General features: G+C 63.8%; 25 protein-coding genes. 12 read left to right on the top strand and 13 right to left on the bottom strand.

The genetic code is table 11. The features are described from left to right. Positions 1-21: 21 nt before the first annotated feature. Both AAGS40_RS07915 and AAGS40_RS07910 read right to left on the bottom strand, forming a co-directional pair. Entirely contained in the window at positions 22-3,168 is a 3,147-nt protein-coding gene (locus AAGS40_RS07915) for an efflux RND transporter permease subunit (protein ID WP_345810735.1), read from the bottom strand. Next, positions 3,165-4,295 carry an efflux RND transporter periplasmic adaptor subunit gene (locus AAGS40_RS07910; protein WP_345814317.1) on the bottom strand — a complete coding sequence of 377 codons (1,131 nt, stop codon included), beginning with the start codon at positions 4,293-4,295 and terminating at the stop codon, positions 3,165-3,167. The genes AAGS40_RS07915 and AAGS40_RS07910 overlap by 4 nt, the downstream gene beginning before the upstream one ends. 237 nt (positions 4,296-4,532) lie before the next feature. Here AAGS40_RS07910 and AAGS40_RS07905 point away from each other — a divergent pair, with 237 nt between their 5' ends. Next, the gene (locus tag AAGS40_RS07905; protein WP_345810734.1) at positions 4,533-5,162 is read left to right on the top strand and encodes a TetR/AcrR family transcriptional regulator; all 630 of its coding nucleotides are present in this window, start codon (positions 4,533-4,535) and stop codon (positions 5,160-5,162) included. A gap of 151 nt (positions 5,163-5,313) precedes the next feature. Here the strand turns inward: AAGS40_RS07905 and AAGS40_RS07900 are convergent, their stop codons facing one another. Beyond that, a complete protein-coding gene (locus AAGS40_RS07900; RefSeq protein ID WP_345810733.1) occupies positions 5,314-5,526 on the bottom strand; it encodes a hypothetical protein in 213 nt (70 codons plus the stop codon). 262 nt (positions 5,527-5,788) lie between these two features. Here AAGS40_RS07900 and AAGS40_RS07895 point away from each other — a divergent pair, with 262 nt between their 5' ends. Beyond that, entirely contained in the window at positions 5,789-6,868 is a 1,080-nt protein-coding gene (locus AAGS40_RS07895; protein WP_345810732.1) for a LysR family transcriptional regulator, read from the top strand. A gap of 66 nt (positions 6,869-6,934) precedes the next feature. Here AAGS40_RS07895 and AAGS40_RS07890 read toward each other — a convergent pair whose 3' ends face one another. The 6 genes from AAGS40_RS07890 to AAGS40_RS07865 all read right to left on the bottom strand — a co-directional run bounded on the left by AAGS40_RS07890 (position 6,935) and on the right by AAGS40_RS07865 (position 13,353). Continuing rightward, positions 6,935-7,165, bottom strand: a complete 231-nt coding sequence (locus tag AAGS40_RS07890; protein WP_345810731.1) for a DUF2795 domain-containing protein — start codon at positions 7,163-7,165, stop codon at positions 6,935-6,937. A gap of 118 nt (positions 7,166-7,283) precedes the next feature. After that, positions 7,284-7,532 (bottom strand): hypothetical protein, encoded by a 249-nt coding sequence (locus tag AAGS40_RS07885; RefSeq protein ID WP_345810730.1) that lies wholly within the window; start codon positions 7,530-7,532, stop codon positions 7,284-7,286. A 368-nt stretch (positions 7,533-7,900) separates the two neighbouring features. Then, positions 7,901-9,238 carry a C45 family peptidase gene (locus AAGS40_RS07880; protein ID WP_345810729.1) on the bottom strand — a complete coding sequence of 446 codons (1,338 nt, stop codon included), beginning with the start codon at positions 9,236-9,238 and terminating at the stop codon, positions 7,901-7,903. Positions 9,239-9,528: 290 nt separating this feature from the next. Further along, positions 9,529-11,262, bottom strand: a complete 1,734-nt coding sequence (locus AAGS40_RS07875) for a ClcB-like voltage-gated chloride channel protein (RefSeq protein ID WP_345814314.1) — start codon at positions 11,260-11,262, stop codon at positions 9,529-9,531. A gap of 112 nt (positions 11,263-11,374) precedes the next feature. Beyond that, positions 11,375-12,112: a glutathione S-transferase family protein gene (locus AAGS40_RS07870; RefSeq protein ID WP_345810728.1), complete on the bottom strand. Its 738-nt coding sequence runs from the start codon at positions 12,110-12,112 to the stop codon at positions 11,375-11,377. 161 nt (positions 12,113-12,273) lie between these two features. Then, on the bottom strand, positions 12,274-13,353 hold the full coding sequence (locus AAGS40_RS07865; protein ID WP_345810727.1) for a YeiH family protein: 1,080 nt from the start codon (positions 13,351-13,353) through the stop codon (positions 12,274-12,276). A 127-nt stretch (positions 13,354-13,480) separates the two neighbouring features. On the opposite strand from AAGS40_RS07865, the gene AAGS40_RS07860 reads away from it, so the two are divergent. The 8 genes from AAGS40_RS07860 (at position 13,481) to AAGS40_RS07825 (ending at position 21,382) form a co-directional block, all read left to right on the top strand. Further along, on the top strand, positions 13,481-14,383 hold the full coding sequence (locus AAGS40_RS07860; protein ID WP_345810726.1) for a LysR family transcriptional regulator: 903 nt from the start codon (positions 13,481-13,483) through the stop codon (positions 14,381-14,383). Positions 14,384-14,548: 165 nt separating this feature from the next. Then, positions 14,549-15,322 (top strand): TIM barrel protein, encoded by a 774-nt coding sequence (locus AAGS40_RS07855; RefSeq protein ID WP_345810725.1) that lies wholly within the window; start codon positions 14,549-14,551, stop codon positions 15,320-15,322. Between the two features lie 136 nt (positions 15,323-15,458). Continuing rightward, entirely contained in the window at positions 15,459-16,442 is a 984-nt protein-coding gene (locus tag AAGS40_RS07850) for a sugar kinase (protein ID WP_345810724.1), read from the top strand. Positions 16,443-16,617: 175 nt separating this feature from the next. Beyond that, a complete protein-coding gene (locus tag AAGS40_RS07845) occupies positions 16,618-17,919 on the top strand; it encodes an MFS transporter (RefSeq protein ID WP_345810723.1) in 1,302 nt (433 codons plus the stop codon). Then, a complete protein-coding gene (locus AAGS40_RS07840) occupies positions 17,919-18,884 on the top strand; it encodes a D-glycerate dehydrogenase (protein WP_345810722.1) in 966 nt (321 codons plus the stop codon). Before AAGS40_RS07845 ends, AAGS40_RS07840 begins: the two co-directional genes overlap by 1 nt. 7 nt (positions 18,885-18,891) lie before the next feature. Next, positions 18,892-19,989, top strand: a complete 1,098-nt coding sequence (locus AAGS40_RS07835) for a LacI family DNA-binding transcriptional regulator (protein ID WP_345810721.1) — start codon at positions 18,892-18,894, stop codon at positions 19,987-19,989. Positions 19,990-20,127: 138 nt separating this feature from the next. Beyond that, entirely contained in the window at positions 20,128-20,937 is an 810-nt protein-coding gene (locus AAGS40_RS07830) for a YhfC family intramembrane metalloprotease (RefSeq protein ID WP_345810720.1), read from the top strand. A gap of 76 nt (positions 20,938-21,013) precedes the next feature. Continuing rightward, on the top strand, positions 21,014-21,382 hold the full coding sequence (locus AAGS40_RS07825; RefSeq protein ID WP_345810719.1) for a DUF3022 domain-containing protein: 369 nt from the start codon (positions 21,014-21,016) through the stop codon (positions 21,380-21,382). A gap of 22 nt (positions 21,383-21,404) precedes the next feature. On the opposite strand, the gene AAGS40_RS07820 is transcribed toward AAGS40_RS07825, so the two are convergent. Together AAGS40_RS07820 and AAGS40_RS07815 are read right to left on the bottom strand one after the other, a co-directional pair. Then, complete coding sequence (locus tag AAGS40_RS07820) at positions 21,405-21,842, bottom strand: PGDYG domain-containing protein (protein ID WP_345810718.1); 438 nt, start codon at positions 21,840-21,842, stop codon at positions 21,405-21,407. 150 nt (positions 21,843-21,992) lie between these two features. Beyond that, positions 21,993-22,508 (bottom strand): Spy/CpxP family protein refolding chaperone, encoded by a 516-nt coding sequence (locus AAGS40_RS07815; protein ID WP_345810717.1) that lies wholly within the window; start codon positions 22,506-22,508, stop codon positions 21,993-21,995. A 451-nt stretch (positions 22,509-22,959) separates the two neighbouring features. Between AAGS40_RS07815 and AAGS40_RS07810 the strand changes: the two genes are divergently transcribed. Then, positions 22,960-23,418 carry an Lrp/AsnC family transcriptional regulator gene (locus AAGS40_RS07810; RefSeq protein WP_345810716.1) on the top strand — a complete coding sequence of 153 codons (459 nt, stop codon included), beginning with the start codon at positions 22,960-22,962 and terminating at the stop codon, positions 23,416-23,418. Positions 23,419-23,644: 226 nt separating this feature from the next. Next, positions 23,645-24,742, top strand: a complete 1,098-nt coding sequence (locus AAGS40_RS07805) for a saccharopine dehydrogenase NADP-binding domain-containing protein (RefSeq protein ID WP_345810715.1) — start codon at positions 23,645-23,647, stop codon at positions 24,740-24,742. A gap of 198 nt (positions 24,743-24,940) precedes the next feature. Here AAGS40_RS07805 and AAGS40_RS07800 read toward each other — a convergent pair whose 3' ends face one another. Together AAGS40_RS07800 and cydX are read right to left on the bottom strand one after the other, a co-directional pair. Continuing rightward, positions 24,941-25,516, bottom strand: a complete 576-nt coding sequence (locus tag AAGS40_RS07800; protein WP_345810714.1) for an ATP-binding protein — start codon at positions 25,514-25,516, stop codon at positions 24,941-24,943. Further along, complete coding sequence (cydX, locus tag AAGS40_RS07795) at positions 25,513-25,662, bottom strand: cytochrome bd-I oxidase subunit CydX (protein ID WP_345814312.1); 150 nt, start codon at positions 25,660-25,662, stop codon at positions 25,513-25,515. The genes AAGS40_RS07800 and cydX overlap by 4 nt, the downstream gene beginning before the upstream one ends. Between the last annotated feature and the right edge of the window lie 281 nt (positions 25,663-25,943).

Here is a 25,943-nt window from a genome sequence, read left to right as displayed (position 1 = left end):
GACAGGAGAAAGTCATCATGGCTAATTCCCCGTATGCGACGCGCCGGACCCGCCGGGCGCTCGCGGCTCGCGCTCGTTCCGCTCGTCGTTACGCACCCGGAAAGACGTGGCGTACAGCGCAGGCAGATAAAACAGTGTGAGGACGGTCGCGCTCGTGATGCCGCCCATCAGCGCGGTGGCCATCGGGCCGAAAAAGTTCGACCGCAGCAGCGGAATCAGCGCGAGCACGGCGGCCGCCGCGGTCAGCGTGATCGGCCGGAAACGCCTTACCGTCGCGCCGACGATCGCATCGAAACGCCGGTGGCCCGCCGCGATGTCCTGCTCGATCTGATCGACCAGAATGACCGAATTGCGCATGATGATGCCGAACATTGCGATCACGCCGAGCATCGCGACAAAGCCGAACGGCTGACCGAACAGCAGCAGCGTGAGCACGACGCCAATCAGGCCGAGCGGCGCGGTCAGCACCACCATCAGCACGCGGGCGAAGCTTTGCAGCTGGATCATCAGAAGAGTCAGCACGGCGATAATCATGATCGGCATCTGCGCGTTGATCGAGGTCTGTCCCTTGCCGCTTTCCTCGACCGAGCCGCCTATTTCGATGCGGTAACCGACGGGCAGCGTCGCGCGAATCCGACTCAGCGCGTTGTCGACCGAATGCGTGACGTCGATCCCTTGCGCGCCCGGCGCAACATCCGACTGCACGGTAATGGTCGGTTGCCGGTCGCGTTCCCAGATCACGCCGTATTCGAGGTCGTTGCGCAGATGGCCGAGCGTGCCGAGCGGCACCGCGCCGTTCGGCGTCGGCATGGCCAGCGTGACGAGACGGGCAGGGTCGACGCGCTCCGCTTTCGGTGCGCGCAGATCGACGCTAATGAGCTTGTCGCGTTCGCGGTATTGGGTGACCGTGTAGCCGGAGAGCGTCATCGCGAGGAAGCTCGAAATGTCCGCCGAGCTCACGCCCAGTTCGCGCGCCTTTTTCTGGTCGACCTCGAAACGCACCGAACGCTCGGCGGGCTCGTCCCAGTCGAACTGCACGTTGCTCGTCCCGCGGTCCGCACGCATGGTGGCGGCAACGCGCTCGGCGATTGAACGGACCGTCGCGATGTCGTCGCCGCTCACGCGAAACTGCACCGGGTAGCCGACCGGCGGACCGTTTTCGAGGCGCGACAGGCGCGTGCGAATGGCCGGAAAGTGATTACGCAACTCGGGTTCGAGCCACTGCGCGAGCTTGTCGCGATCCTTGACCGACTTCGCCGTAATCACAAACTGCGCGAAATTCGGCTGCGGCAACTGCTGGTCGAGCGGCAGGTAGAAGCGCGGCGCGCCCGTGCCGACGAAGTCGACGGTGTGATCGATCTCGGGCCGTCCGTGGATCGCCGTTTCGAGGCGCTCGGCCTCGCGCAACGTCGCTTCGAACGACGCGCCTTCAGGCAGGCGCACGTCCACCAGCAGTTCCGGGCGATCCGAACTCGGGAAGAACTGCTGCGGCACCAGCGTGAAGCCCGCCATGGCCAGCAGGAACAGCAGCACGGTAATGATCAGCACCACGAAGCGCCGCTCGATGCACCAGCCGATCCAGCCGCGCAACCGCCGGTAGAAGCGCGTGTCGTAGATGTCGTGCTCGTGGTCGTCGGGCAAATGCGCTTCGTGCTGTTCGCGCTTGCGCTCCGGCAGCAGGTGATAGCCGAGCAGCGGAATCAGCACCACGGCGGCGAGCCACGATGCGAGCAGCGCGATCGCCGACACTTCGAAAATGGAGCGTGTGTATTCACCGGTGCTCGAGCGGGCGAGTGCGATCGGCAGGAAACCCGACACGGTGACGAGCGTGCCCGTCAGCATCGGAAATGCGGTGCTGGTGTACGCGAACGCCGCGGCGCGCGTGCGATTCCAGCCTTGCTCCAGCTTCACCGCCATCATTTCGACGGCAATGATCGCGTCGTCGACGAGCAGGCCGAGCGCGAGCACCAGCGTGCCGAGCGACACCTTGTGCAGGCCGATATCGAACAGATACATGCATAACGCGGTGACCGCGAGCACCACCGGAATCGAGATCACGACCACCATGCCGGTGCGAAAACCCAGCGACAGCAAGCTTACAACCAGCACGATCGCGACCGCTTCGGCGACGGCTTCGAGGAAGTCGTCGACCGAATGCGCGACCGCGTTCGGCATGCTCGACACTTCGACCAGTTGCAAGCCGGCCGGCAGCGCGGCGCGCAGCTTCACCATGTTCTGATCGAGCGCCTTGCCGAGCTGGATCACGTCGCCGCCAGGCTGCATCGTCACGCCGATGCCGAGCACCGCCTTGCCGCCGGAACGCATCTGCGTGGCGACCGGATCGTCGTAGCCGCGCAGGATCGTCGCGATGTCGCCGAGGCGGAACGAGCGGTTGTTGATGCGGATCAACGTGTTGGCGAGATCGTCGACACTCCCGAACTGGCCAGTAGGACGCACGAAAACGCGGTCGTCGTAAGTGGTCAACGTGCCTGCCTGCGATACGTCGTTCTGCGAATTGATCGCCTGTCCGAGTTGTTGCGGCGAGATGCCCAGACGTGTGAGTTGCGTATTGGCGATTTCGATGTAGATGTGCTGATCCGGGTCGCCGAAATAGTCGACCTTGCCAACGCCCGGCACGCGCAGCAGCACGGTGCGCAACTGGTCGGCATAGTCGTGCAGTTGCGCGGCGGAGAAGCCGTCGCCTTCGAGCGTATAGATGTTCGTATAGACGTCGCCGAACTCGTCGTTGAAGAACGGGCCCTGAATGCCCTGCGGCAGCGTTGCCGCGATATCGCCCACCTTCTTGCGCACCTGATACCAGGTTTCCGGCACATCCTTGACGGAAGCCGAGTCTTTCATCGAAAAGAACATCAGCGACTCGCCAGGGCGCGAGTAGCTGCGCACGAAATCGACGGCCGGCGTCTCCTGCAATTTGCGGCCGATGCGATCCGTTACCTGCTCCTGCACCTGGCGCGCGGTGGCGCCGGGCCAGAAGGTGCGGATCACCATGACCCGGAACGTGAAGGGCGGGTCTTCCGATTGTGCAAGCCGTGTGTAGGCGAGGATGCCGAATGCGGTAGCGAGCGCGATCAGGAAAACGACCAGCGCCTGGTGGCGCAACGCCCACGCGGACAGGTTAAAGCGCCCCTCTTCATGTGCTGTGCTCATGAAGCGAAATCCTCGGGATGCAGCGGCGCGACCACCTGGACTTTCTCGCCGGCCGTGACCGTATGCACGCCTTGCAGCACGACGCGCTCGCCTTCGTGAAGCCCCGCGCCGACCACGATGGTGCGTTCGTTGTAGCGCGTGACGCTGACGCGGCGCAGTTCGAGCGCATTGTCGGCGGGCCGCACGACCCAGACGGCCGGCTGCGCGCCGTCGTGAAAGAGCGCGGTAGCGGGAAGGGTGAACGAGCGGGTCTGACTCGCGCCCGCCGTATTCGACGGCGAAAACGCAATGTCGGCTGTCATACCGAGCCGTACGTCCGGGCCTGTATTGTCGAGCGTGAGTTTCGCGCGGTAGGTGCGGCTTTGCGGATCGGCGGCCGGCGACAGTTCACGCACGCGCGCCGTGAACGTGCGGCCCGGCAGCGCCGCGAGCGATACCTTCGCGGCCTGTCCGACGGCAAGCGCGGGCAACGCGCTTTCCGGCACGTCGCACACCACGTCGATGTCGCCGGTCCATGCGAGGTTGTACACGGCCTGGCCTGCCGACACGTTTTGCCCGGTGTCGGCGTTTTCCGCGGTAATGACGCCGGCGTGATCGGCAACGAGCGTGGTGTACTGCAACTGGTCTCTCGACAGCGCCGCTTGCTGCGCGGCCTGGTCGCGCTGTGCGGCGGCCGACGCGTACGCGTTCGTGGTCTGTTCGAGTTGCGCGGGTGCAATCAGGTTTTCTTGGGCCTGGGCCTGATCGCGATCGAGCTGCTGTTTCGCAAATACCAGACCGTGCTCGGCGGCGGCAAGCTGCGCCTGAGCGCTGGCGGCGTTTTTTTGCGCATCGGCCGGATCGAGGCGGGCGACGATCTGGCCGTTTTTCACGACGTCGCCCAGACGCACGCGCCGCTCGATGATCTTGCCGCCGACGCGGAACGATAGCGGAGTTGCATAGCGCGCCTGCACTTCGCCGGGCAGCGACGCCGTTTGCGCGGCGCTGCCGTCCGGCTGCACGGCGATGGCCACGACGGGGCGTGCCGCGGGCGCAGGGGCTTCCTTCTTCGAGCATGCCGCAAGCGCAATGACGCCGGCCGTGACGACAACCGCGGCCGCCCGACGCTGCCAGAGCTTCGCACCCAGACGTTGATCTTGCGGACGCACCTTCGACGATGCGGATGAACCGGGAAGCTTCACATTCACCCCAATTGGAGACAGCGGACGAACACGGCAAGCGGCAAGGCTTGCCGGCAAAGACGCGGTGCCACTTATGAAAATGGCATACGCAGCCGACTTCGAATGATGTTCTGCATTCTAATACACACCTGTATTTGAATGTCGAGGTGAATGCGAATTCTTTTCGGTGCTAGACTGGCGCCCATGAAACGGCAACGACTGACACGCGAGCAGAGTAAAGACCAGACGCGCGAGCGTCTGCTCGACGCTGCGCAAGCGTTATTTATGAAGAAAGGGTTTGTCGCGGCGAGTGTGGAAGATATCGCCGGGGCGGCCGGTTACACGCGCGGCGCGTTCTATTCGAACTTTCGCAGCAAGAGCGAGCTGTTCCTCGAACTACTGCGGCGCGACCATGAAGTCATGCAGGCAGAGCTGCGCGCGATTTTCGATAACGCCACGTCGCGCGACGAAATGGAAGAGCGGGTGCTGCGCTATTACAGCAACATGCACCGTGAGAACAAGTGTTTCCTGCTGTGGGTCGAGGCGAAGCTTCTGGCCGTGCGCGACGGGCGTTTCCGTCTACGTTTCAACGCGTTCATGCGTGAGAAGCTCGAGCAGCTCGCCGCGTACATTCACGAATTTTCCGAGCGCGTCGGCACGCCGCTGCTGCTGCCCGCGCAAACGCTGGCGATGGGGCTGATGGGTCTGTGCGACGGCGTGCAGTTTTTCTACGCGATCGATCCGCAAAATGCGCCGTCGGAAATGGTCGAAACGGTCCTGGCGGGGTTTTTTGCGCGGGTCGTGTTCGGGCGCAACGTCAGTGCTCAGGAGTGAATGCCAAGCGCTGGAATAAGAGATCAGCGCTCGAAGACGCCGCCCGATTGACGTACGACGCAGCGGCGCCTCGCCGGACCGCGTCACACCACAGTGACGGGCTGGATGAACGCCGCCAGACGACCGGCAAGCGTGAGATTGCCCGGATAAGTCAGTTGGTCGGCATTTGCGCGCAGGCGTCGGCGGCTGGCGTCGTGCAGACGTACGCGTACTGGCCGCTGTCGCGCAAGACCTTTTCACCAACGTGCAGCACGACCTTGATATCCGGGCAACGCTCGTAGGCGATGAACGCCGAACAGGCGGCCGCCGACCAGCACACCAGTGAGAACGCGATTTTTTCGAGGAGCTGGAAACGATGTGTCATAGCGATTAATTCCTTTCGGACGCTATCTTACCAGCTTATAAGGGTTTATACCTAGCCACCTGCTCATGTTTTTGGCAGATGTGGCGCGAAGGCCGCATCCGGCTGCGGCAATCCTGACGCGAATGTCATGTCTGGGTCAGGGTTGGGACATGATCGGATCGATACAATCGGAGCATTGGGCAAACCCGTGTGCGCGTTGCCGCGCGGGTCGATAGAGGCGGCAGCGCTGCGCCGGCCCGGCTTACGAGGCAGGAGTCGTTCCATGAACCAGTTGCAGTCGATGCGCGTTTTCGTCAAGGTCGCCGATCTCGGCAGTTTCGTCGGGGCGGCCGGCGCGCTGGATCTCTCCACCGCCGTGGTCACGCGTCATGTGGCCGATCTGGAAGCCCGGCTCGGCGTGCGTTTGCTCAATCGCACTACGCGGCGCCTTTCGCTGACCGAGTCCGGTTCAACCTATCTGGAGCGCGTGCGTCACATTCTCGAAGACCTGGAAGGCGTCGAGCAGATGGTCGTCGCGCGAAATCACGAGCCGGTCGGCACATTGCGGATCGTCGCGCCCGTGGTGTTCGGACTGCATAGTCTGGCGCCGGTCGTGCAGTCATACGCCGCGCGTTATCCGGACGTGGTGCCCGATGTCACGCTCGCGGACCGGCACGTGGATCTGGTCGAAGAAGGGTATGACGTCGGCATTTTCGTTGCGCGATCCACGCGCAGCGCAAGCATCGTTACGCGCCGGCTGACGACAGGACACAGCGTCGTCTGCGCAACGCCTGCGTACCTGGAGCAGCACGGCACGCCGATGCGGCCCGAAGATCTGCTGGATCATCCATGCCTGAGTCGCCCGGCGGAGCAGGGCGGCGAAGAGCGCGTGTTCACCGGACCGGCGGGCGAAACGCGCGTGCGGCCGGCCAATGCGATCGCGTCGAACAATGCGGAAATGCTGCGGCAGTTTGCGTTGCTCGGCATGGGCGTGGCGATTCTGCCGAGCTATCTGATCGGCCGCGATCTCGCCGCTGGACGGCTCGTGTCCTTGCTCGAAGACTACAGGTTGCCGCCAATCGAGGTGACGATCGCCTATCCGAGCCGCCTGCATCTGCCCGCCAAAGTCCGCACATTTATCGATCACCTCGTCGAGCACTTTCAGCCGGCCAGCCACTCCGCGCGGCACGCTCGTGCCATTACATCGACGGCTGCGCCGGTCGTGCTGAACCGCGCCAGCATGCCGCTGGTGCCGGAAGTGCTGCTGCCGGAAGGGACCTTGGAAGAGGAGCCGACGCGCGAGAGTGCGCGGCGTGTTCACCGGAATGCGCAGATGGGCGCTCAGGCACCGTCGCTACTCTGACGACTCAAGCGGGGCAAGCCAGCAAGATCGCCGCGAACACGTCACGCCGCCCATCCGCTTAACCGCTTATCCGCTTACGCCGGGCCCAAAACTGCCGCCGACGAGGCGCGTGACCGAGTCCACATCGGCGTAATCCTGCTCGGGCAGGCCGTCCAGCATGGACAGCACTTCGTTACTTGCGCCCGCGTCGCGCGCGGCGTTCACTAGCGCGTCCTTGTTTGCCGGGAAGGAGACTTCGCCCAGAACGTCGGCGATCTGAAGGTCGATCGATTCGCCGGGGATACCCGATGCGGTCATGCAAACGCTCCTGACAATAGAATTAACGGGAATCGTGGCGCAGCCCGGACAGGGCGGCCATGTGCAAGGCGACGTGCCGGAAAAGCGGGAAGTCGAAGCGGCGGGCGAATGGCCGCTCTTACGTCTGCAAATGTTCGTGCTGCCCAATGAAGCTTCGGTCGAGATGGCGCGACTTCGGCAGCGCAATATGCTGCCATTGTTGCGGACTGTCAGCGGCGGCCACGTCCGGTGCGGCCGGCGCAACAGGCGCGGCATCGGCGCGTTCGGCGAGACTGCTCGCACTCGTGCCGTCCGGCGCGGTATGCACCGGCGCGGCGAAACACGAAGCGGACAGCGTCACCATAGTCAACAGTGTCGAGGTTTTCATCGCCCGACCTCCTAAGCTCATGCGGCGCTAACAGTAGAGCAAGCGCTGTGCCCTCCCCGCGTCGAAAGGATGGCGCAAGCTACGCGCGGGTTTCTCACAGCGGACTCGGGCGTCTTTACCATGTTAGTTGGCAAAAATCCGTCATGCCCGGCCATTTGCTGCAAAACCGAATTGCAATTTGCCGATGGTGGCCCCAAACCGCCGTCCATGTCGCGAACGGGCGTTCGTCGCATGAATTGCAGCGATGAAAGCGGGCGAGGCGATGCTTATTGGCCGGAGGCGTCAGCTTCGTTGGCCGCAAGCGTAGACATCAGTCGCAATCAACTTGCGCGGAAGAATGGTCCGCGTGGTTCCACGCCAATCACCGGCTACCGCAGCACGTCGAAACGCGTCCAGGGCCACGAAGGCCGATCCTGCATGTAGCCGTTCAACCAGTTCCACTGCGGATGGCGCTTCATGAACGACTGCGCGTCGAACGGGCGCCCGCAGGGATGTCCCCAGCGCGCGGTGAAGGCCATTTCACGTGCCATATCGCTGTCCACCACCTTGCCGTCGTTCGCGCCCCACGGATTGAACGGTCCGTGGTCGGTCCCGCCGAAGCGCGCGTCGTCCAGTTCCAGATGTCCGCAGATGGTGCGTGAGCAGGGATTGTCCTCGCGATCGAGATAGACGTCGTGATGGTCCGCGATCATCTGCTTCGCGAGTTCCACATCGATCTTTCCGCGATGCAGTTCCTCCAGTTGCATGAAGCGCAGGCGCCGCGCGCCGTTCTTGCGCACGTCCGTGTAATCTTCGCCCTCGCCGAGGCACTCCTGGTTGCGGATCTTCAGATCGGTCGCCGTGTTGTAGCCGCTGTAAAAACCGTTTTTCGTGCTTTCGAAACCGGAGTAATGCAGCCCGAGTTCATAGCGTGCGATCTCGCCGGTCTTCGTGTCGCCGAGTAGCCAGCTATTCGCGTAGCCGCCGTTGTTGCCTACGGCAAACATCTCACACCATTCGCCGATGCTGTTCGCGTACTGCGACGCACGCCGGGAGCGGTAAAACTCGGGCGAGCCGGCCGCGTTGTAGCCGACGAAGTTGGAAATCGTCGTCTCTGTCACCATCAGGCCGCCGGACGTCACCCAGAAATCGGTGAGACTCGAAATGCAGCCCGGCAAACCTTGCATCAGGATGCGATTGCCCTTGTCCGGCACGATGTCGAATACGACGTTGAACGCGTCGCCCGCCGCGTAGCGGTCCCACGAGTTATGCGCCATGACGATGCGGCCGTCGCGCGTGGCGTCGCCGGTTGCGATGAATGCGCTGCAATGATGCCCTCGGCGCCCGCGCCACGGCTTGAGGCCCAACTCCGGCTTCTGCTGCGCCGCGTGGGTCGGCCACCAGCTTTGTAGCAAATCCATGTAGCCGTTCCACGCCAGCACTTCGGCGAACGGCAGCTTCGCGCCGTCGGCGATGCCCTGAATTTCATCGGCGAATTCGGTGTCGAGTCTGTTCGCGAACTGGGCGACCGCGGCGTTGATGAATGTGTCGAATTCCTCACCGGTGTCCCACTTCGCGAGATAACGGGCAGTGCGAATCGCGTTATGGATTTCAGTGGCAAGTAGCTGGCCATGCTGCTCGCCGCGATCGTACGGTTCGCCTTCGACATGCACGAAGATCCAGCCCGCTTCGTCGCGGCGCACGGCATCGAGGGAAGGTTCGCTCATGGTCGCTCCAGTCAAATGCTTGCGTCTGCTTGCGCCTGCTTACGTCTGCTTGCGCCTTCGGCCTGCATCAGGCACCGCTGCTCGAATCAGGCACCGCTGCTCAACAAAAGTGAGTCAGCGTGACGTGTGAAGACCGTACATCACAGTGCCCACAGCGTTTAACCATTGTAGGGTGTCTGGCCGCGTTTGCACGTGTCGCAGCGGGTTGTCTCAAACTATGCGCGAGCGCCGTGTCGGAGTGGCCCACGACCTTCAAGGACCACGCGCGGCGCATGCGGAAGAGTGAGCGTTTAACGCGTTGGGTTCATACGGAAATACGCATCCAGCAACGACGTCTTGTACACGACGCCCGCGAGCTTCGGATGCGCCGCGCTTTCCACTACTGGCAGCCGTTCGCCCTGAAACGCCATGAAGTGCTGCAACGCGACGGCAAGCGGCATGTCCGGGGTAAGCACGTCGAAGTGCGGCTGCAGATAGTCCGCTGCCGTTTTGGTGGACGTGTCGCGTTTGTCGAGCAGGTCGGACGTGATGTCCTTTAACGCAACCACGCCGAGAAACGCGCCGGATTCATTGGCGACGTACAGATACTTGACCGGGTATTCGAGAAACACACGCGTCATGTCGGCGACGCTTGCATTGGGCGGCACGACGGTTTCAGCGGGCCGGATCAGCTCGCGCATCTGCGTGGCGCGCAGCCGCGAGCGCTCCTGTTCCGCTTCATTACGACGCAACGTGATCTCGTACATCGATGTCTTGCCGATCGCCCGCGAGACGAAATAGGCGACTACACACGAGAGCATCAGCGGCAGCACCACCTGATAGCTGAGCGTCATCTCGAAGATCATCAGAATCGCCATGAGCGGCGCTTGCGTGGCGCCGGCCAGAAACGCGCCCATGCCGACCATCGCATAGGCGAACGGCGCAGACGTGCCATGCGGCCACAGCGCGTGCATGGCTTGCCCAAACAGCGAGCCGACTACCGCGCCGACGAAGAGCGTCGGCGTGAACACCCCGCCGACCGCGCCGGAACCGGTGGTCGCCGCCGTTGCGACGAGCTTGAATACGAGCACGAGGACGAGCGCGCTCCAGGTCCACGGCGAATGCAGGATCGCGTTGACGACGCTATAGCCGTTGCCCCACACCTCGGGCGTCCAGACCGACAGCACGCCGACCACGAGGCCGCCGAGCGCGAGCCGCAACGGCAACGGCAACGGCAGCTTGCGGAAGTTGGCTTTCGAGAAATCCAGCATGCGCAAAAACTGCGGCGCGGCCGCGCCGCACAGCGCGCCGAGCGCGACAAACAGCAGCACTTCGACACCGGCGACGGGCGGAAACACCGGCATTTCATACGGCGGCTTGTAACCGGCGAACTCGCGCATCGTGATATTGGCGACCACCGCGGCGACCACGACCGGCCCGAAGCTTTCCATCGCGATCGAGCCAAGCACGATTTCCGTGACAAAAAACGCGCCGGCAATCGGCGCGCTATACGCGGACGTGATGCCTGCCGCCGCGCCGCATGCGACCAGCAGCCGCAGGCGCGCCGGATCGAAATGCACCCAGCGCCCGATCAGCGAACCGGCGAGCGCCGCGAGCTGCACCATCGGCCCCTCACGGCCGATCGAGCCGCCGCTCGATATCGTGAAGAGCGACGACACGCTGCGCCAGAAGCTCAGCTTCACGGGTACGACGCCGTCACCGATCGCGACCGCTTCCATGTAGTCGATATGCGTGCATTTCTCCGCGTGACGCTGCGCGATCAGCAGAAACAATCCGGCGATCAGGCCGCCCGCCGCGGGCAGCCAGATCCGCACGGTCCACGGAAGAGCCCGCGCCATTTCGACGAAGCTTCCCGCCTTGCCAACCGCCGCGGTCTGCAGCAGCGCGATGCCCTCGCGAAAAGCAATCGTCGCGAAAGCGCCCGCTATGCCGACCACGACCGACCAGACCAGCATGGTATGGGCGTCGGAAAGACGGAACAGGTCTTGCGCGCGGGTGCGCAGCTTCAGCAGGAATGAAAGCACGTTGGCAGGGCGGGGCGTGAGGGTTGAGACAGGCAGGCGCACGCAGTCAGCCGCGCGCTCGCCATAACCGGCGCGCACGCAACGTTCGGTGAATGCGACAAACGCGGGCGGTTCAAGCGGCCGCCTTATCGAGTGCCGGGTAGTGCCGGAATATGCAGGACTCGTTGTGTTCGATGCGCCGGTCAGATTGCAGATACGCTGCGATTCGTGGCCGCTGCATCACCGCGTCGTGCAGCGCCGCGAGTCGCGGGTAATGTTCGCCGAACCGCTTCAACGCGCGCGGAAAAGCGTACAGCAGACCGTCGATCAACTGGAACATCGAAAGATCGACATAAGTGAGCGAGTCACCCACCAGATAAGTATCGCCGGCCGGATTCTGCTTCAGCACGCGCTCGAAATAGTCCATGAACTTCGGAATCCGGTTGTCGATAAAGTCATGTGCGCGCGTTTTCGCGGCGTCTTTCTGGTCTTCGTAGTACAGGCTGCTTGCGATCGGGTGGTGCGTGTCGTGCGCCTCGGTGACCACGTCGGCGATTGTCAGCTGCAGACCGTTGGCGACGTAACGCAGGCTTTCCACCGATGGCGCGAGACCCAGCCGCGGGCCGAGATAGAACAGGATGTTGGCGGTCTGCGCAATGACCAGGTCGCCGTCTTTCAGGAACGGCGGCGCAAAGGGCGGATACGGCTCGTCCGTGCTCTTCATCACGGCCAGCATCGCGTTCGTGCCGAGTCCTGCCGACGCGTCGCCGCGCGCCACCTCGACGTAGTCCGCGCCGGCTTCTTCCAGTGCGAGCCGCACGAACTCGCCGCGGCCCTGCAAGCCGTCCCAGTAATAAAGTTCCAGGCTCATCGATCGATCCTCATTGCGGTTGCCTCGTTGCAGTTGAACGAGTGTTGGCGTCAGCAGCCAGTATGCCGTGCGAGCTGCCCGGATAGGGATCCAGAATGCGCAAAACCCCGCACGCGGCGGGGCGGGGCAAACGCGCGGGCGCAGGCGCGGGCAAGGGCGGCCTAGCCGAACAGACGTTGGACGGCCCATGTGATTCCCAGCCCACCTGCAACCAGCCACACGTACAGGATCAAACCCGTGGTCAGTGCACGCGGTCCAGCCTGACGGATCTGGTCGATGCGTGTTTCGATGCCGAGCGCGGTCATCGCCATCGTCAGTGCGAAGGTGTCGAGCATGTTAAGCGTGCTGGTCGCGGAGGCCGGCAAAACGTGCAGCGAGTTGATCACGACGAAAGCGAGGAAGCCGAGCGCGAACCACGGAATCGCCAGCTTGCGCGGCGTTTGCGACACGCGTTGGGCTTCGGGCCGTGCACCGCGCGCCGGGCGGTTCACCCACAGGCCGACTGCGAGCAGCACGGGCACCAGCAGCATGACGCGGGTCATCTTGACGATGGTGGCGATGTGCGTCGCTTCCGGGCTCACGTTGCTCGCCGCGCCGACCACCTGCGCGACTTCGTGAATCGTGCCGCCGAAGAAAAGCCCCGCGCCGACCGTGTCCAGATGCAGCCAGCCCGCCTTGAACAGTACCGGGTACACGAACATGGACAGCGTGCCGAACAGCACCACGCTGCCCACGGCCATGGCGCTCTTGTGCGGTTTCGATTGCAGCGTCGATTCGAACGCGAGCACGGCGGCGGCGCCGCAGATCGCGCTGCCGGCAGCGGTCAGCAGCGCGGTGTCGCGGTCGAGCTTCATGATTTTCATGCCTGCCCATGTGCCGATCACGAGTGTACTGACGACGATCAGCACGGATTCCGCAAGCCCCGGCAGACCGACCTGCGCGATTTCCTGAAGACTCACACGCAATCCAAAGAACGCGACCGCGATGCGCAACAGCTTGCGCGCCGAGAAGTTGACGCCGGCTGCCCAACTGGCGGGCATGCCGTCGCGCAATGCATTGCCGTACAGGGCGCCGGCCACGATCCCCACGATCAACGGGCTCAGGCCCAAGCCGGCGACGGCCGGAATCGATGCGATGCGCGTGACGGCGGCGGCAAAGAGCGCGACGAACAGCACGCCGTTGAGCTGGCCGCGCGTGGACAACGCGGGTGTGGCGGGAGCGGAAAGACGAGCGGTAGACATGAAGCGGCCCCTGATTGACTGACACGAATCGGTGCGATGCGAACGGGCTAATCCTAAATTAGATATATCGATATATAAAATCATGATTTAGAATGAGATATATCGCCTCATCTGATACTTGGACGGCATGACCCCGGACCAACTGATAACTTTCGCGACCGTCGCCGAGCATCGCAACATCAGTCGCGCCGCGCTCGCCTTGCACCTGTCGCAGCCGGCGGTGTCCGGCCAGTTGCGGCAGCTGCAGGATGAATTCGGCGAGCCGCTCTATCAGCGCGACGGCCGCGGCGTGCGTCTGACGCCCGCCGGCGAGCGACTCGCGAGTTACGCCACGCGGCTGCGCGACACTTACCGCCAGGCGCATGCCTACCGCGACGCGCTGCGCGGCGTCGAGCAAGGCACGCTGCGGATTGGCGCGAGCACGACTCCCGCGAGCTATCTGCTGCCGTATCTGATCGCCGACTTTCACCGCCGTTACCCGGAGGTCGCGGTTCATACCGCGGACGGCAACACCGCGGAAATCGTCGGCGCGCTGGGCGAGGTGGATATCGCGATGATCGAAGGACCGGTCGGCTCCAATCTGCCGCCCGATACCGCCGTGCATCCCTGGCGTGAAGACGAGATCGTGGCGATCCTGCCGCGTGCGCATCCGCTCGCGCAGGCCGCCGAAGCGCGATCGGGCGACGGGCAGGTGCGGCTTGCCGCGCTTGCCGACTGTCCGCTAGTGCTGCGCGAGGCGGGGTCCGGCGTGCGGCAGATTGTCGAACGTGCGTTTGCGCGAGCCGCAGCGCCCATGCGCGTCGCGCTGGAAATCGCCGGTGTGGAGGGCGTGAAAGAGGCGGTGCGCGCCGGTATGGGCATCGGTTTCGTCTCCGCCATGTCGATGCGTCACGAGGACGGCGCACTATGCCTGCTCACGCTGAGTCCCGAGCCGCTTACGCGGCGGCTATCGATCCTCGTGCCGCATGCCAGCGCGCCTTCGCGTGTGGTCGAGCGGTTTCTGGCGCTTTGTCTGGTCGAAGAGGACTGACAGTTCCGTATCGTTCCGAACCGATGCCTAGGGATTTCCACTATGGTGTGTGACGGGTGCTCCGCGCACTATCCATGCATTGGAAGCGCTTGGGCGCTTTTTTTAAATATGTGGTTGGAACCGGTTCCAAGTACCGGCCGCGGCGTGTAAAGGACCAGACTGGCTATGGCTGATGCAGTAGACGTGGTGATCGTCGCGAGCGCCTTCGGTGTGGACGCCGTGCGCACGCATGGCCATCTGACGTGGGCCGAAGCAAGCCGGCGCGCGGGTGCGGCGGGTTTCGAAGTGCGTCGCGAACTTTTTGCGAGCGAAGCCGACGCTACGCCGCAGGCGCTGCGCGCGCTGGGCGCACGCATGGCCGAGCTGGGCATGTGGTCGGTCTATTCGACGCCGGCGTCGCTCTACACCTCGCAGGGCACAGTCGACGCGGACGCATTGCGCCTGTCCGTCGACGAAGCGACCGCGTTGGGTGCGCGCTTCGTGAAGCTGCAACTGGGCGGCTTCGCGGGCGATGCCGGCGCCGCCGTCATCGCGGATCATATGCGTTGCGCGAGCGTGCGGCTCGTCGTCGAAAACGGGCAGCAGGCCGAAGGCGGTTCGCTCGCGCAGTTCGTCGGCCTGTTCGATGCGCTGGCGCGTGAAAACCGCGCCGACCTGCTCGGCATGACTTTCGATACCGGTAACTGGGCGTGGCGCGACGTGGTGCCGCTGGAAGCTGCGAGGCCGCTCGCTGCGCACGTCGATTACATTCACTGCAAGACGACGGTAGGCGAGGGCGCACGCCGTTTTCCGGTTGCCCCGGCCGCCGACGACGCGCAGTTTGCCGCGCTGCTCGATAACCTGCCGCGCCATGTGCCGCGCGGCATCGAGTTTCCGTTCGATCCACAGCATATCGATGCGGACGCGGCGCATTACGTTGCATGGCTTGCCGCCGCGTAAGCGGCAGGTAGAACCTGAGAGAAAAAGCAGCATCGACAACGACGCAGGCGCGATGAGCGCATGCAAAGAAAGGCCGGGACGCGGCGCGCAAGACGCCACGCGAAGGCCGGGCATCAATGGAACAAAGGAGCGAGGCATGAGCACCCCATCCGCAGCACTCGATGTGATTACGTACGGTGAAGCGATGGCCATGTTCGTCGCCGCCGAAACCGGCGCGCTGGCGAGGGTCGGCCAGTTCACGAAGCGGATCGCAGGCGCGGATCTGAACGTCGCGATCGGCCTGTCGCGGCTCGGCTTCAACGTGGGTTACGTGAGCCGTGTCGGCAACGACTCGTTCGGCCAGTACGTGCGCGACACGCTCACCCAGGAGGGCATCGACCAGCGCTGCGTGATCACCGACGATCGATTTCCCACCGGCTTCCAGCTCAAGTCGAAGAACGACGACGGCAGCGATCCCGCGGTCGAATACTTCCGCAAAGGTTCGGCGGCGAGCCACCTGTCGCGCGACGACTACGTAGCCAATTACGTGCTGTCGGCGCGTCACCTGCACCTCACCGGTGTGGCGCCCGCGATTTCGGCAAGTTCGCGTGAGCTGGCGTTTCACCTCGCGCGGGAAATGCGCGCGGCCGGCAAGACCATTTCGTTCGACCCGAACCTGCGGCCGACGCTGTGGCCGTCGCGCGCCGCAATGGTCGAAGGTTTGAACGCGCTTGCGGAGCTGGCTGACTGGGTGCTGCCCGGCATCGGCGAAGGCGAAATCCTCACGGGATACACACAGCCCGACGAGATCGCGCGCTTCTATCTGGAGCGCGGCGCGCGGGGTGTGATCGTCAAGCTCGGCGCACAGGGCGCCTACTTTCGCACCGCGGAAGACGCCGCCGTAATTGCCGGCCAGCCGGTGACGAACGTGGTGGACACGGTCGGCGCGGGCGATGGTTTCGCGGTCGGCGTGATAAGCGCGCTGCTCGAAGGCAAGTCGCTGCCGCAAGCGGTTGCGCGCGGTAACCGGATCGGCGCGCTGGCGATTCAGGTCATCGGCGATTCGGAAGGCTTGCCGAGCCGCGCCGAACTGGACGCGCTCGAAAAGGGCGACGCACCTCGGGTCGCGAGCATGGCATGAATTGCGCGCTATGAGCCGCGTGCTCCAGGCGGCGCGCCACGAGCCGCTTTCCGACGGGCCGTGCCGTAATCGTGTCGCAGTCGTGTCGCAGTCGTGCCGCAATAACAGCAAGAGCGCTCGAACGGCGCCTCAGGACCTCCATCACTGTTTCGGGACGCCGTAAAAGGAGACACCCATGACCTCATCGCTTGCGATTCGCCGCTGGTGGACGATCATGCCGATCGTATTCATCACCTACAGCCTGGCTTATCTCGACCGAGCAAACTTCGGTTTCGCGTCGGCGGCCGGCATCAATCAGGACCTCGGGATCAGCAAGGGATTGTCGTCGCTGATCGGCGCGCTGTTTTTCCTCGGCTATTTCTTTTTTCAGATTCCGGGTGCGATTTACGCTGAACGCCGCAGCGTCAAGAAGCTCGTGTTCTGGAGTCTCATTCTGTGGGGCGGTTGCGCGGCGCTGACCGGCATGGTGAGCAATATTCCGTCGCTGATGGTGATCCGCTTCGTGCTCGGCGTGGTCGAAGCGGCCGTGATGCCCGCCATGCTGATCTTCATCAGCAACTGGTTCACGAAGAGCGAGCGCTCGCGCGCCAACACGTTCCTGATTCTCGGCAATCCGGTGACGGTCCTCTGGATGTCGGTCGTGTCGGGCTATCTCGTGCATTCGTTCGGCTGGCGGCACATGTTCATTGCCGAGGGCATACCCGCCGTCGTGTGGGCCGTGTGCTGGTGGTTCATCGTGCAGGACAAGCCGCAGCAGGTTGCCTGGCTCACGCGTGAGCAGAAGGACGATCTCGCCAATACGCTGCGCGCCGAGCAGGCCACGATCAAGCCGGTGCGCAACTATAGCGAAGCGTTCCGCACGCCCGCGGTGATCAAACTGTGCGCGCAGTACTTCTGCTGGAGCATCGGCGTGTATGGCTTTGTGCTCTGGCTGCCGTCCATTCTGAAGAACGGCTCCACGCTCGGCATGGTCGAAACGGGCTGGCTGTCGGCGCTGCCCTATCTGGCCGCGACGATTGCGATGCTTGCCGCTTCGTGGGCATCCGATAAACTCAATCGCCGCAGACTGTTCGTGTGGCCGTTTCTGCTGATCGGCGCAGTGGCGTTCGCGGCGTCGTATGCGCTCGGCTCGTCGCATTTCTGGCTGTCGTATGCGTTGCTCGTGATCGCGGGCGCGGCCATGTACGCGCCGTATGGTCCGTTCTTCGCGATCGTGCCCGAGCTTTTACCGAAGAATGTGGCAGGCGGTGCGATGGCGCTGATCAACAGCATGGGTGCACTCGGTTCGTTCGTGGGCTCGTACGTGGTCGGCTATCTGAACGGCGCGACAGGCTCGCCGGCGGCGTCCTACGCGTTCATGAGCGTGGCGCTGATCGCCTCCGTGATCCTCACGCTGATGGTCAAGGCGCAACCGCAGCCCGAAGCCGCGGAGCAACGCGAGCGTGCCCATCCCACCGTTGCAAGGAAAATTGGCTGATGAAAAAGATCGTCGCATGGAAGCCGCTGCCCGATGACGTGCTCGCTTATCTGCAGCAACACGCGGAGGTGGTGCAGGTCGATCCCACCCAGCACGACGCGTTCGTCGCCGCGTTGAAAGAGGCCGACGGCGGCATCGGTTCGAGCGTGAAGATCACGCCGGCCATGCTCGAAGGCGCGAGCCGGCTAAAAGCGTTGTCCACGATTTCGGTCGGCTTCGATCAGTTCGACGTGGACGACCTCACGCGCCGCGGCATTGTGCTCGCACACACGCCCGACGTGCTTACCGAATCCACCGCCGACACGGTTTTCGCACTCATTCTCGCGTCCGCGCGGCGCGTGGTCGAACTCGCGGACTGGGTGAAGGCGGGCGAGTGGAAGGAAAGCATCGGGCCGTCGCACTTTGGCGTCGACGTGCAGGGCAAGACGCTCGGCATCGTCGGCCTGGGGCGGATTGGCGGTGCGGTCGCGCGGCGCGCGGCGCTGGGTTTCAACATGACCGTGCTGTACACGAACCGCAGCCCGAATCCGCAAGCGGAACAGGCGTATGGCGCACGCCGCGTCGAATTGTCCGAATTGCTCGCCACGGCCGATTTCGTCTGCCTGCAAGTGCCGCTCACGCCGCAAACGAGGCATATGATCGGCGCGGCCGAACTTCAGGCCATGAAGAGAAGCGCGATCCTGATCAACGCGTCGCGCGGCGCGACGGTGAACGAACAGGCGCTGATCGAAGCGTTGCGCGACGGCACGATCCACGGCGCGGGTCTGGACGTCTTCGAAACCGAACCGCTGCCGGCCGACTCGCCGCTGCTCGGGATGGCGAACGTGGTCGCGCTGCCGCACATCGGCTCGGCAACGCATGAAACCCGCCATGCGATGGCGCGCAACGCAGCGGAGAATCTGGTCGCCGCGCTCGACGGCACGTTGTCGAACAATATCGTCAATCGTGAGGTCCTGCGCAAGTGAGGACGTCATGAGTTCGACGCCGCTTGCTGCCCGGCGCCGCGCCACGATCACCGACGTCGCGCGCGAAGCCGGCACTGGCAAGACCAGCATCTCGCGCTATCTGAACGGCGAGACGAGCGTGCTGTCGCCGGAATTGCGCGCGCGGATCGAGGCGGCGATCGAGCGACTCGACTACCAGCCGAACCAGATGGCGCGCGGGCTCAAGCGCGGCCGCAACCGTCTGATCGGCATGCTGCTCGCCGACCTGACGAATCCGTACACCGTGGAAGTGCTGCAAGGCGTGGAAGCGGCCTGTCACGCCCTCGGGCTGATGCCGCTGATTTGTCACGCGGCGAACGAAGTCGAGATGGAGCGGCGCTATCTGCAACTGCTCACCACGTATCGCGTGGAAGGCGTGATCGTCAACGCGCTGGGCGTGCGCGAGGAAACGCTGCGGCCGGTGGGCGGCGGCGGTATTCCGGCGGTGCTCGTGGATCGTTCCGTCGACGGGCTCACCGCCGACATGGTCGGGCTCGACAACCGCGCGGCGGCGGAGCTGGGCACGCGGCATCTGCTTGATGCCGGCTTCGACGAGATCTGGTTTGTCGTTCAGCCGTTCGAGCAGGTAAGTTCGCGGCAAGTGCGAGAGACGGCGTTTCGCGAGGTCATGAGCGCGCAGACTGGCGGCGGTATGGCGCGCGGTCGTACGCTGGTGCTCGATCTTGCCGACCCTCGCGAGGTCGAGCGCAGCCTTTGCACGCTGGATCGTACGATCGACGCGACGCCTCGCGCGCCCGCCGATGCAGCCCGTCACGCCGGCGCCGACACGGCCCCAAAGGCGCGCCCTGTCGCATTGTTCGCGGCGAATGCGCCGGTCGCGCTGTGTCTCGCACTGCATCTGAAAGCGCGTTATGGCGACGACTGGCAAACGCGCGTCGCGCTTCTTTCCATCGACGACCCGGAGTGGGCCGAATTGACCGGCGTCACGACCATCCGCCAGCCGACCTATGAGATCGGCTATCGCGCGGTCGAGCTGCTGCATGAGCGTATCGAAGGCGTTCAGACGAGCGCGCGCGATTACCTGCTGCCGGGTGAACTGATCGTGCGGGCATCCACTTCCCGTTGATGGCGCTTTCTTGCAGCGCAGCCCGGATTCGCGCATCGTTGAATTCAGTTGCGCATGGTCGCGCTGAGTTTGCGCCGATCTGCGATCATTCGGGCTGCGGCGCGCAGCGGTTGCGCGCCGGTCATCGCAAGGAAACTCATGGTTGTTGCACCGATTACCCTGTCGAGCCTCGCCCTCGCGACGCTGCTGGTCGCCGCTTTACCTTTTCTGATCTACCGCCGCCTGCGCAGGCCGCTCCATCTGAATCCGCGCGACGCCATTACCGGCATTGCCGTATTCGCGCTGTTCGCCATGGTGATCGAACGCGCGCTCAATGATTACGTGTTGCATCGGAACGCAGCCACGGCCGAATTTCTGTCGAACCCCGTCGCGTTCGTGATTTACGGCGCGCTCGCCGCGGGCATTTGCGAAGAAGTCGGGCGCTTCATCGGTATGCGTCTGCTGTTCAGGCGTGCGAGCACGAAGCCCGCGCTGACCGGCGGCCTGAACGACGGCACCGCGTTGACGTACGGCCTTGGGCACGGCGGCGCGGAGGCGTGGCTGGTCGGCGTGCTCGTCCAGATTCAATGGATTCTGTTCGCGATTTTTGAGAATCGCGGCCAGCTTGACGGCTACCTCAGCAATCTGCCGACCGAGTCCGTGATGCGTATTCACCTGATCCTCGCGAGTCTCACGCCGCAGACCGCAGGCATCTTCGCGCTGGAGCGCGTGGCCGCGCTGGTGTTCCAGATCGGGCTGTCGGTGCTGATGTGGCGCGGCGTGCGTGCGGGTTGGCGCGCGATCCTGCCGCTCGCAATCGTGCTGCACGCGGCGGTGGATGTGCCGGCCGCGCTCTTTCAGGCGCAGCTCGTGCCGCTCGTGGCGGTGGATGGCGTGTACGCGATCGGCGCGCTGATCGTCGCGGGGCTGCTGGTCAGGACGGTTCGCCGGCCAGTCGTGGCGGCCTGACGGCGACGCCGCGTCGAGCAGTCATTCATGCGCTGCGGCGCGCACATCTCTTTGCTTGAACCTTTCGGCAGACATCATGGAAGCTTACCAATACGATTGCGCGAGTCCCGAATTCGAGGAACTGGCGCGCGTCATCAGCGATCTCTTTCCCGAGCAGACGCAGTTCATCCAGCGGGCGCCGGAAGAGGGCGATACGCCGGCGTTGGCGATTCACTGGGTCGCGATGCGTTTCGGCGCAGCAGCGCGCCGGATCGTGATGACGGTGGTAATTTCGCCAGCCGCGTGGGCCCGTTATCGCGCACTGCCGGCGCGCTTGCGCGGCCGCAGTTTCGCGGTATTGCGTGCGTATGTGGAGGCGAGCATCGGCTCGCTCGAAGAGCAGTATGCGAACGGCGAGGCGGTGCCGCGCGACGTCACCGTGGATCTGGGAGATGAATTCGCGTAGATGCCGATCGACGCGGCGCGCTTCAGTCCGCGCGCCGGTAGACCTTGGCAAACCGTGCGGCTTGCACGACGCCATAGTCACCGGGCGCGTACTGCATGATCCAGTCGCCGGCCGCGCCGCGCAGCACGTCGCCGCCTTCCGCGGAGCGGGCGAGCGAAAACGCCTGGTGCATCTGTTTGGCGAGCACGACGGCAGGGCGGTTGCGATACGCGCCGGGCTCGCCATGCGCGAGTGCGGGATCCACGGGCAGGTACTTGGCGTCGAAGCGCGCGCGGGAGACGACCCAGCGCTCGCCTGTCGATCCGGTGATCAGTGCGTCGCCGGGGGCATAGCGGTTCGGGCCTTCGAGGCTCATCAACTCGCCGGCGGCGGCGGCGAAAGCCACGCTCACCGTTTCGTTCTTGACGACGCGTTGCGCGTCAGCATCCTGACTCAGGTCGAGATTTTTCAGTTCAGTCATGAAGCGGCCGTGGGTAATGAGCGGATGCGGCGCCGGCCCGAAGCCTGACGCCGCCAAGCCGCCATCATGCCAGAAGCATGAGCGAACCTCTCGAAGGCCTTACTGCCGAGGTGCGCCGCATTGGCGCAGCACGCCAGTCATGCGAGATGCTTACTGACTGGCCGATGCGTCGCTCGCAGGCGCCGGCGAAACCTTGCCGATCCTGCCTTTGCCATGGTGACGGGGACCGCCAGAACCGCCCGGCTGATGGAAGGTTGCGTCAGCGAGCTTCTTCTGTTCAGGCGAGAAGCTGTTGTACAGCGGATCGAATGCGTCGACCAGCTTCTTCATGCCGTCAGCGTGCGCTTGCGCGATCGTCGCGTATTGCTTCATGTCGTCGAGCGCGGACAAGTTGGCCGCGGCGCGCCGTTGCTGGAACAGTTCGCCCATCGTCTGGCCGTTGCTGCGCATCACGTCGGCAAACGCGTTCCATTGCGTTTCCTGTGCCGGGGTGATCTTCAGTTGCGAGTGGAGATAGGCGATGCGGTCTTCGACATTGCGCTCGTGGCCAGCCTTGCCGGACGCCGGCGCGGAGGCGCTTGCCGGTGCCGCGGCAGGCGCGGAAGCTTGTGCGAATGCGCCGCTCATCGCGACTGCGGAGGCCAGCATTACCAGTGCTTTTTTCATCGAAACTCCTGATGTCTGTTCGAATTGGGACAAGGCGTTCAAGGCGAGCGGCCGGTTGCGCATCGATCGGGTCGACGCACGACAGCCGGATGCCTAGATTGCCGTCGCCGCTATTAGTATCACGATCTCCGGGCGATGCGGCCGGTATGCGACAAACGCTTACAACCGAAACGATCGCGAAATAGCCGGTGCTTACATTTATGGCACGGAAGCTTTCGCAGTAGTGCTTTACGGTGGTCCGCTCGCTTCGCGCAAGACGGCGGCCAGGGTGGCCAGCAGTGCATAACGCGGGTTCACGTATATCACGTTGTCGTGAAAGAGGCCGGTTGGTCAACGCAGCACGTGGAACTCGCGCGATAATCCTGCGCAATCGCGTGCTTTGCACCGATCCATTGCTACGGCACTTCTACGCTACTTCTCGTCACCTTTACGCCACCTCTACGCCACTTCGATGAGACCACCGCGCCTCGACCAGCTCGACGAACTCGACCGCAACCTCGTTGCGCTGTTGCAAGCCAACGCCCGCGAAAGCGTCGCCAATCTTGCCCGTCAGCTCGACGTGGCGCGTACCACCGTGATCGCACGGATTGCGCGGCTCGAACGCAGTCAGGTGATCGCAGGCTATAGCGTGCGGCTTGGGCAGGACGTGCTCGATTCGAGCATCCAGGCGTATGTCGGAATCATCATCGCGCCGAAGCACGGCCCCGCCGTCCAGAAGCGTCTGGGCAAAATGCCCGAGGTGCAGATGCTGTGCGCGGTGAGCGGCGAGTTCGATTACGTGGCCTGGCTGCGCGCGGATTCGCCCGATCGTCTGAACGATCTGCTCGACCAGATCGGCGGACTCGAAGGCGTGGAGCGCACCACGACGTCGATCATTCTCGCGCGCAAGATCGACCGTGGAATGAGCTGACCGCCTCACACGGATTTTTACGCCGTTTTAACAACGTTTGGTCATATCGACGAATCGCTTCGTCAAAACGTCGAGTTTGATGGTCAATGCGCAGCACATTGCGCGTATGAACTGTTTTTGCTTCTCCCTAGACTGTGGCTCAAGGGTTCGGCCCCTGGCCTGCGCTGCGTCTGACGCCGCGCAGGCCTGGCCGAGAACGGCACACGGATAACAGGAGAAAAAGCTCATGAAAGTAGCCATCGTTGGCGCAGGCCTGATCGGTCACACCATCGCGCATATGCTGCGTGAAACCGGCGACTACGAGGTCGTCGCATTCGACCGCGACCAGCACGCGCTCGACAAGCTCGCCGCTCAAGGTATCTCGACCCGTCGCGTGGATTCCGCCGACGCCGCCGCGCTGCGCGGCGCGATGCAGGGCTTCGACGCACTGGTGAACGCGCTGCCTTACTACCTTGCGGTGAACGTGGCGTCGGCCGCTAAAAGAGCGGGCGTGCATTACTTCGACCTGACCGAGGACGTGCGGGCCACTCACGCGATCCGTGCGATCGCCGACGACGCCGATCATGCATTCATGCCGCAATGCGGTCTGGCGCCAGGGTTCATCGGCATTGCCGCGCATGAGCTGGCAAACCGCTTCACCGAAATCCGCGACGTCAAGATGCGCGTGGGCGCACTGCCTGAATTCCCGACTAATGCGCTGAAGTACAACCTGACATGGAGCGTCGACGGATTGATCAACGAGTACTGCCAACCGTGCGAGGCGATCCGCGACAGCCGCACGCAATGGGTGCAGCCGCTGGAAGGCCTCGAGCACTTTTCACTCGACGGCACCGAGTACGAAGCCTTCAACACGTCGGGCGGGCTGGGCACGTTGTGCGAGACGCTGTCGGGGCGTGTCGAATCGCTTGACTACAAGTCGGTTCGTTATCCGGGGCATCGCAACCTGATGCAATTCCTGCTGGAGGATCTGCGTCTTTCGAGCGACCGTGACACGCTAAAGAGCATCATGCGCCGTTCGGTGCCGTCGACGGCGCAGGACGTGGTGCTCGTCTTCATCACCGTGAGCGGGATGCGCGACGGCCAGCTGGTGCAGGAAGTCTTCACCCGCAAAATCTTCGCAAAGACGGTGTGCGGCGTGCCGATGAGCGCGATCCAGATCACGACGGCCGGTGCGATGTGCGCGGTGCTCGACCTGTTTCGCGAGCGCAAGCTGCCGCAAAAGGGTTTCGTGCGGCAGGAGCAGGTGTCGCTGCAAGACTTTCTGGCGAACCGCTTCGGGCAGTTGTACGAAGGGCAGACGCTGAACGCCATGGCGACCGTATAGGCGGTGCGGCGGTGCTGGCAACGCGTGCGATCCGGGCGGCTCTATGCCCTGCACGCCTGGCTGTCGTAGTCGAGCCGGCTCGGGCTGGCGGGTCTCACTGGCGGGTCTCACTGCGTGAACCCGGCGCGAGCGGGCGCCGAAGGCGGCGCTCCGGGCACGCAGGCTGCCCTCAGCGTCAGCCTGCGTGCGAACGCCGCTTCATAAAATACCTGCAAGCAGCGCTTCATAATCCTGCGATGCCGGCGCGGTGTTGTCGAACATCAGCAGGTCGGCGGCCATGTCGCCAGCCGGCACGAAGCGGCGTTTCCGGTAATCGTCCCAGTGCGCGAGTTTGTACGCGTCGTTCGGATTGCCGCGTTCGACGATGCGCCGGTGCGCCGTCTCTTCGGACGTATGCACCCACACCACCCGCGACGTGACGTCAGCGCCGACACCCAGCCACGCGTGATCGAACAGACGCCGCTCGCGTACTTCTCGTGACAGCGGCGCAACCACGATCGCGCTCACGCCGAGTTCGAGGTTATCGCGCGCGGTGTCGATCAGGCCGCGATACTCCGGGTCGCGCAGATGGTCGAGAAAGAGCGGGCTGTCGCGGTCGTATGGGTCGCCGGTCAACAGGGTCATCGCAGCCGAACTGTAGCCGCCGTACAAGATGTCTTTGTCCAGCAGACAGAACGGCGCGGCGCTCGATCGCATAAGCGGGCCGATCATTCTTCGGGCGAGCGTGGTCTTGCCGGTTCCCGCGTGACCACAGAAAAAAACCAGATGTGTCACGAGCGCGCGTCCGCTTTCGTGGCGGACGGTGTGCCGGCGCGTTGCGGGTCACGCGCGAACGTGCCATTCGCCTCCAGCCACATCACGTTGATGATGCCGAATCCCAGCGCCACGCCAATGCCCAGAATCCATGTGAAGTACCACATAGCTATTTCCTCGATGGTGGGTCCGGTTGCCTTGCGACGATCATGAAGAAGATCGGGGTGCTGCGCAAGTCGCCATTTGGCCGTGGTGCCGGCCGCAATGCGGGTCGCCATGATGGGCTGCCTGTCTCAAGGCGAAGAAGGACTGCACTGTATCAACGCGCGATCGCTGGACATGGACGGCGCGAATTTGGCCCAGCAGTGCATCATCGCTGTTCGCGCGGCGTTGAAGGCCGGTCTTTAACAATTGGATACATGGCGTTCACGCAGAGCACTTAACATGG

The organism is Paraburkholderia sp. PREW-6R (assembly GCF_039621805.1).
Classification (GTDB): Bacteria; Pseudomonadota; Gammaproteobacteria; order Burkholderiales; family Burkholderiaceae; genus Paraburkholderia.
The sequence above is the reverse complement of the archived record's forward strand: the minus strand, read 5'-3'. Positions and strand labels throughout refer to the sequence as shown.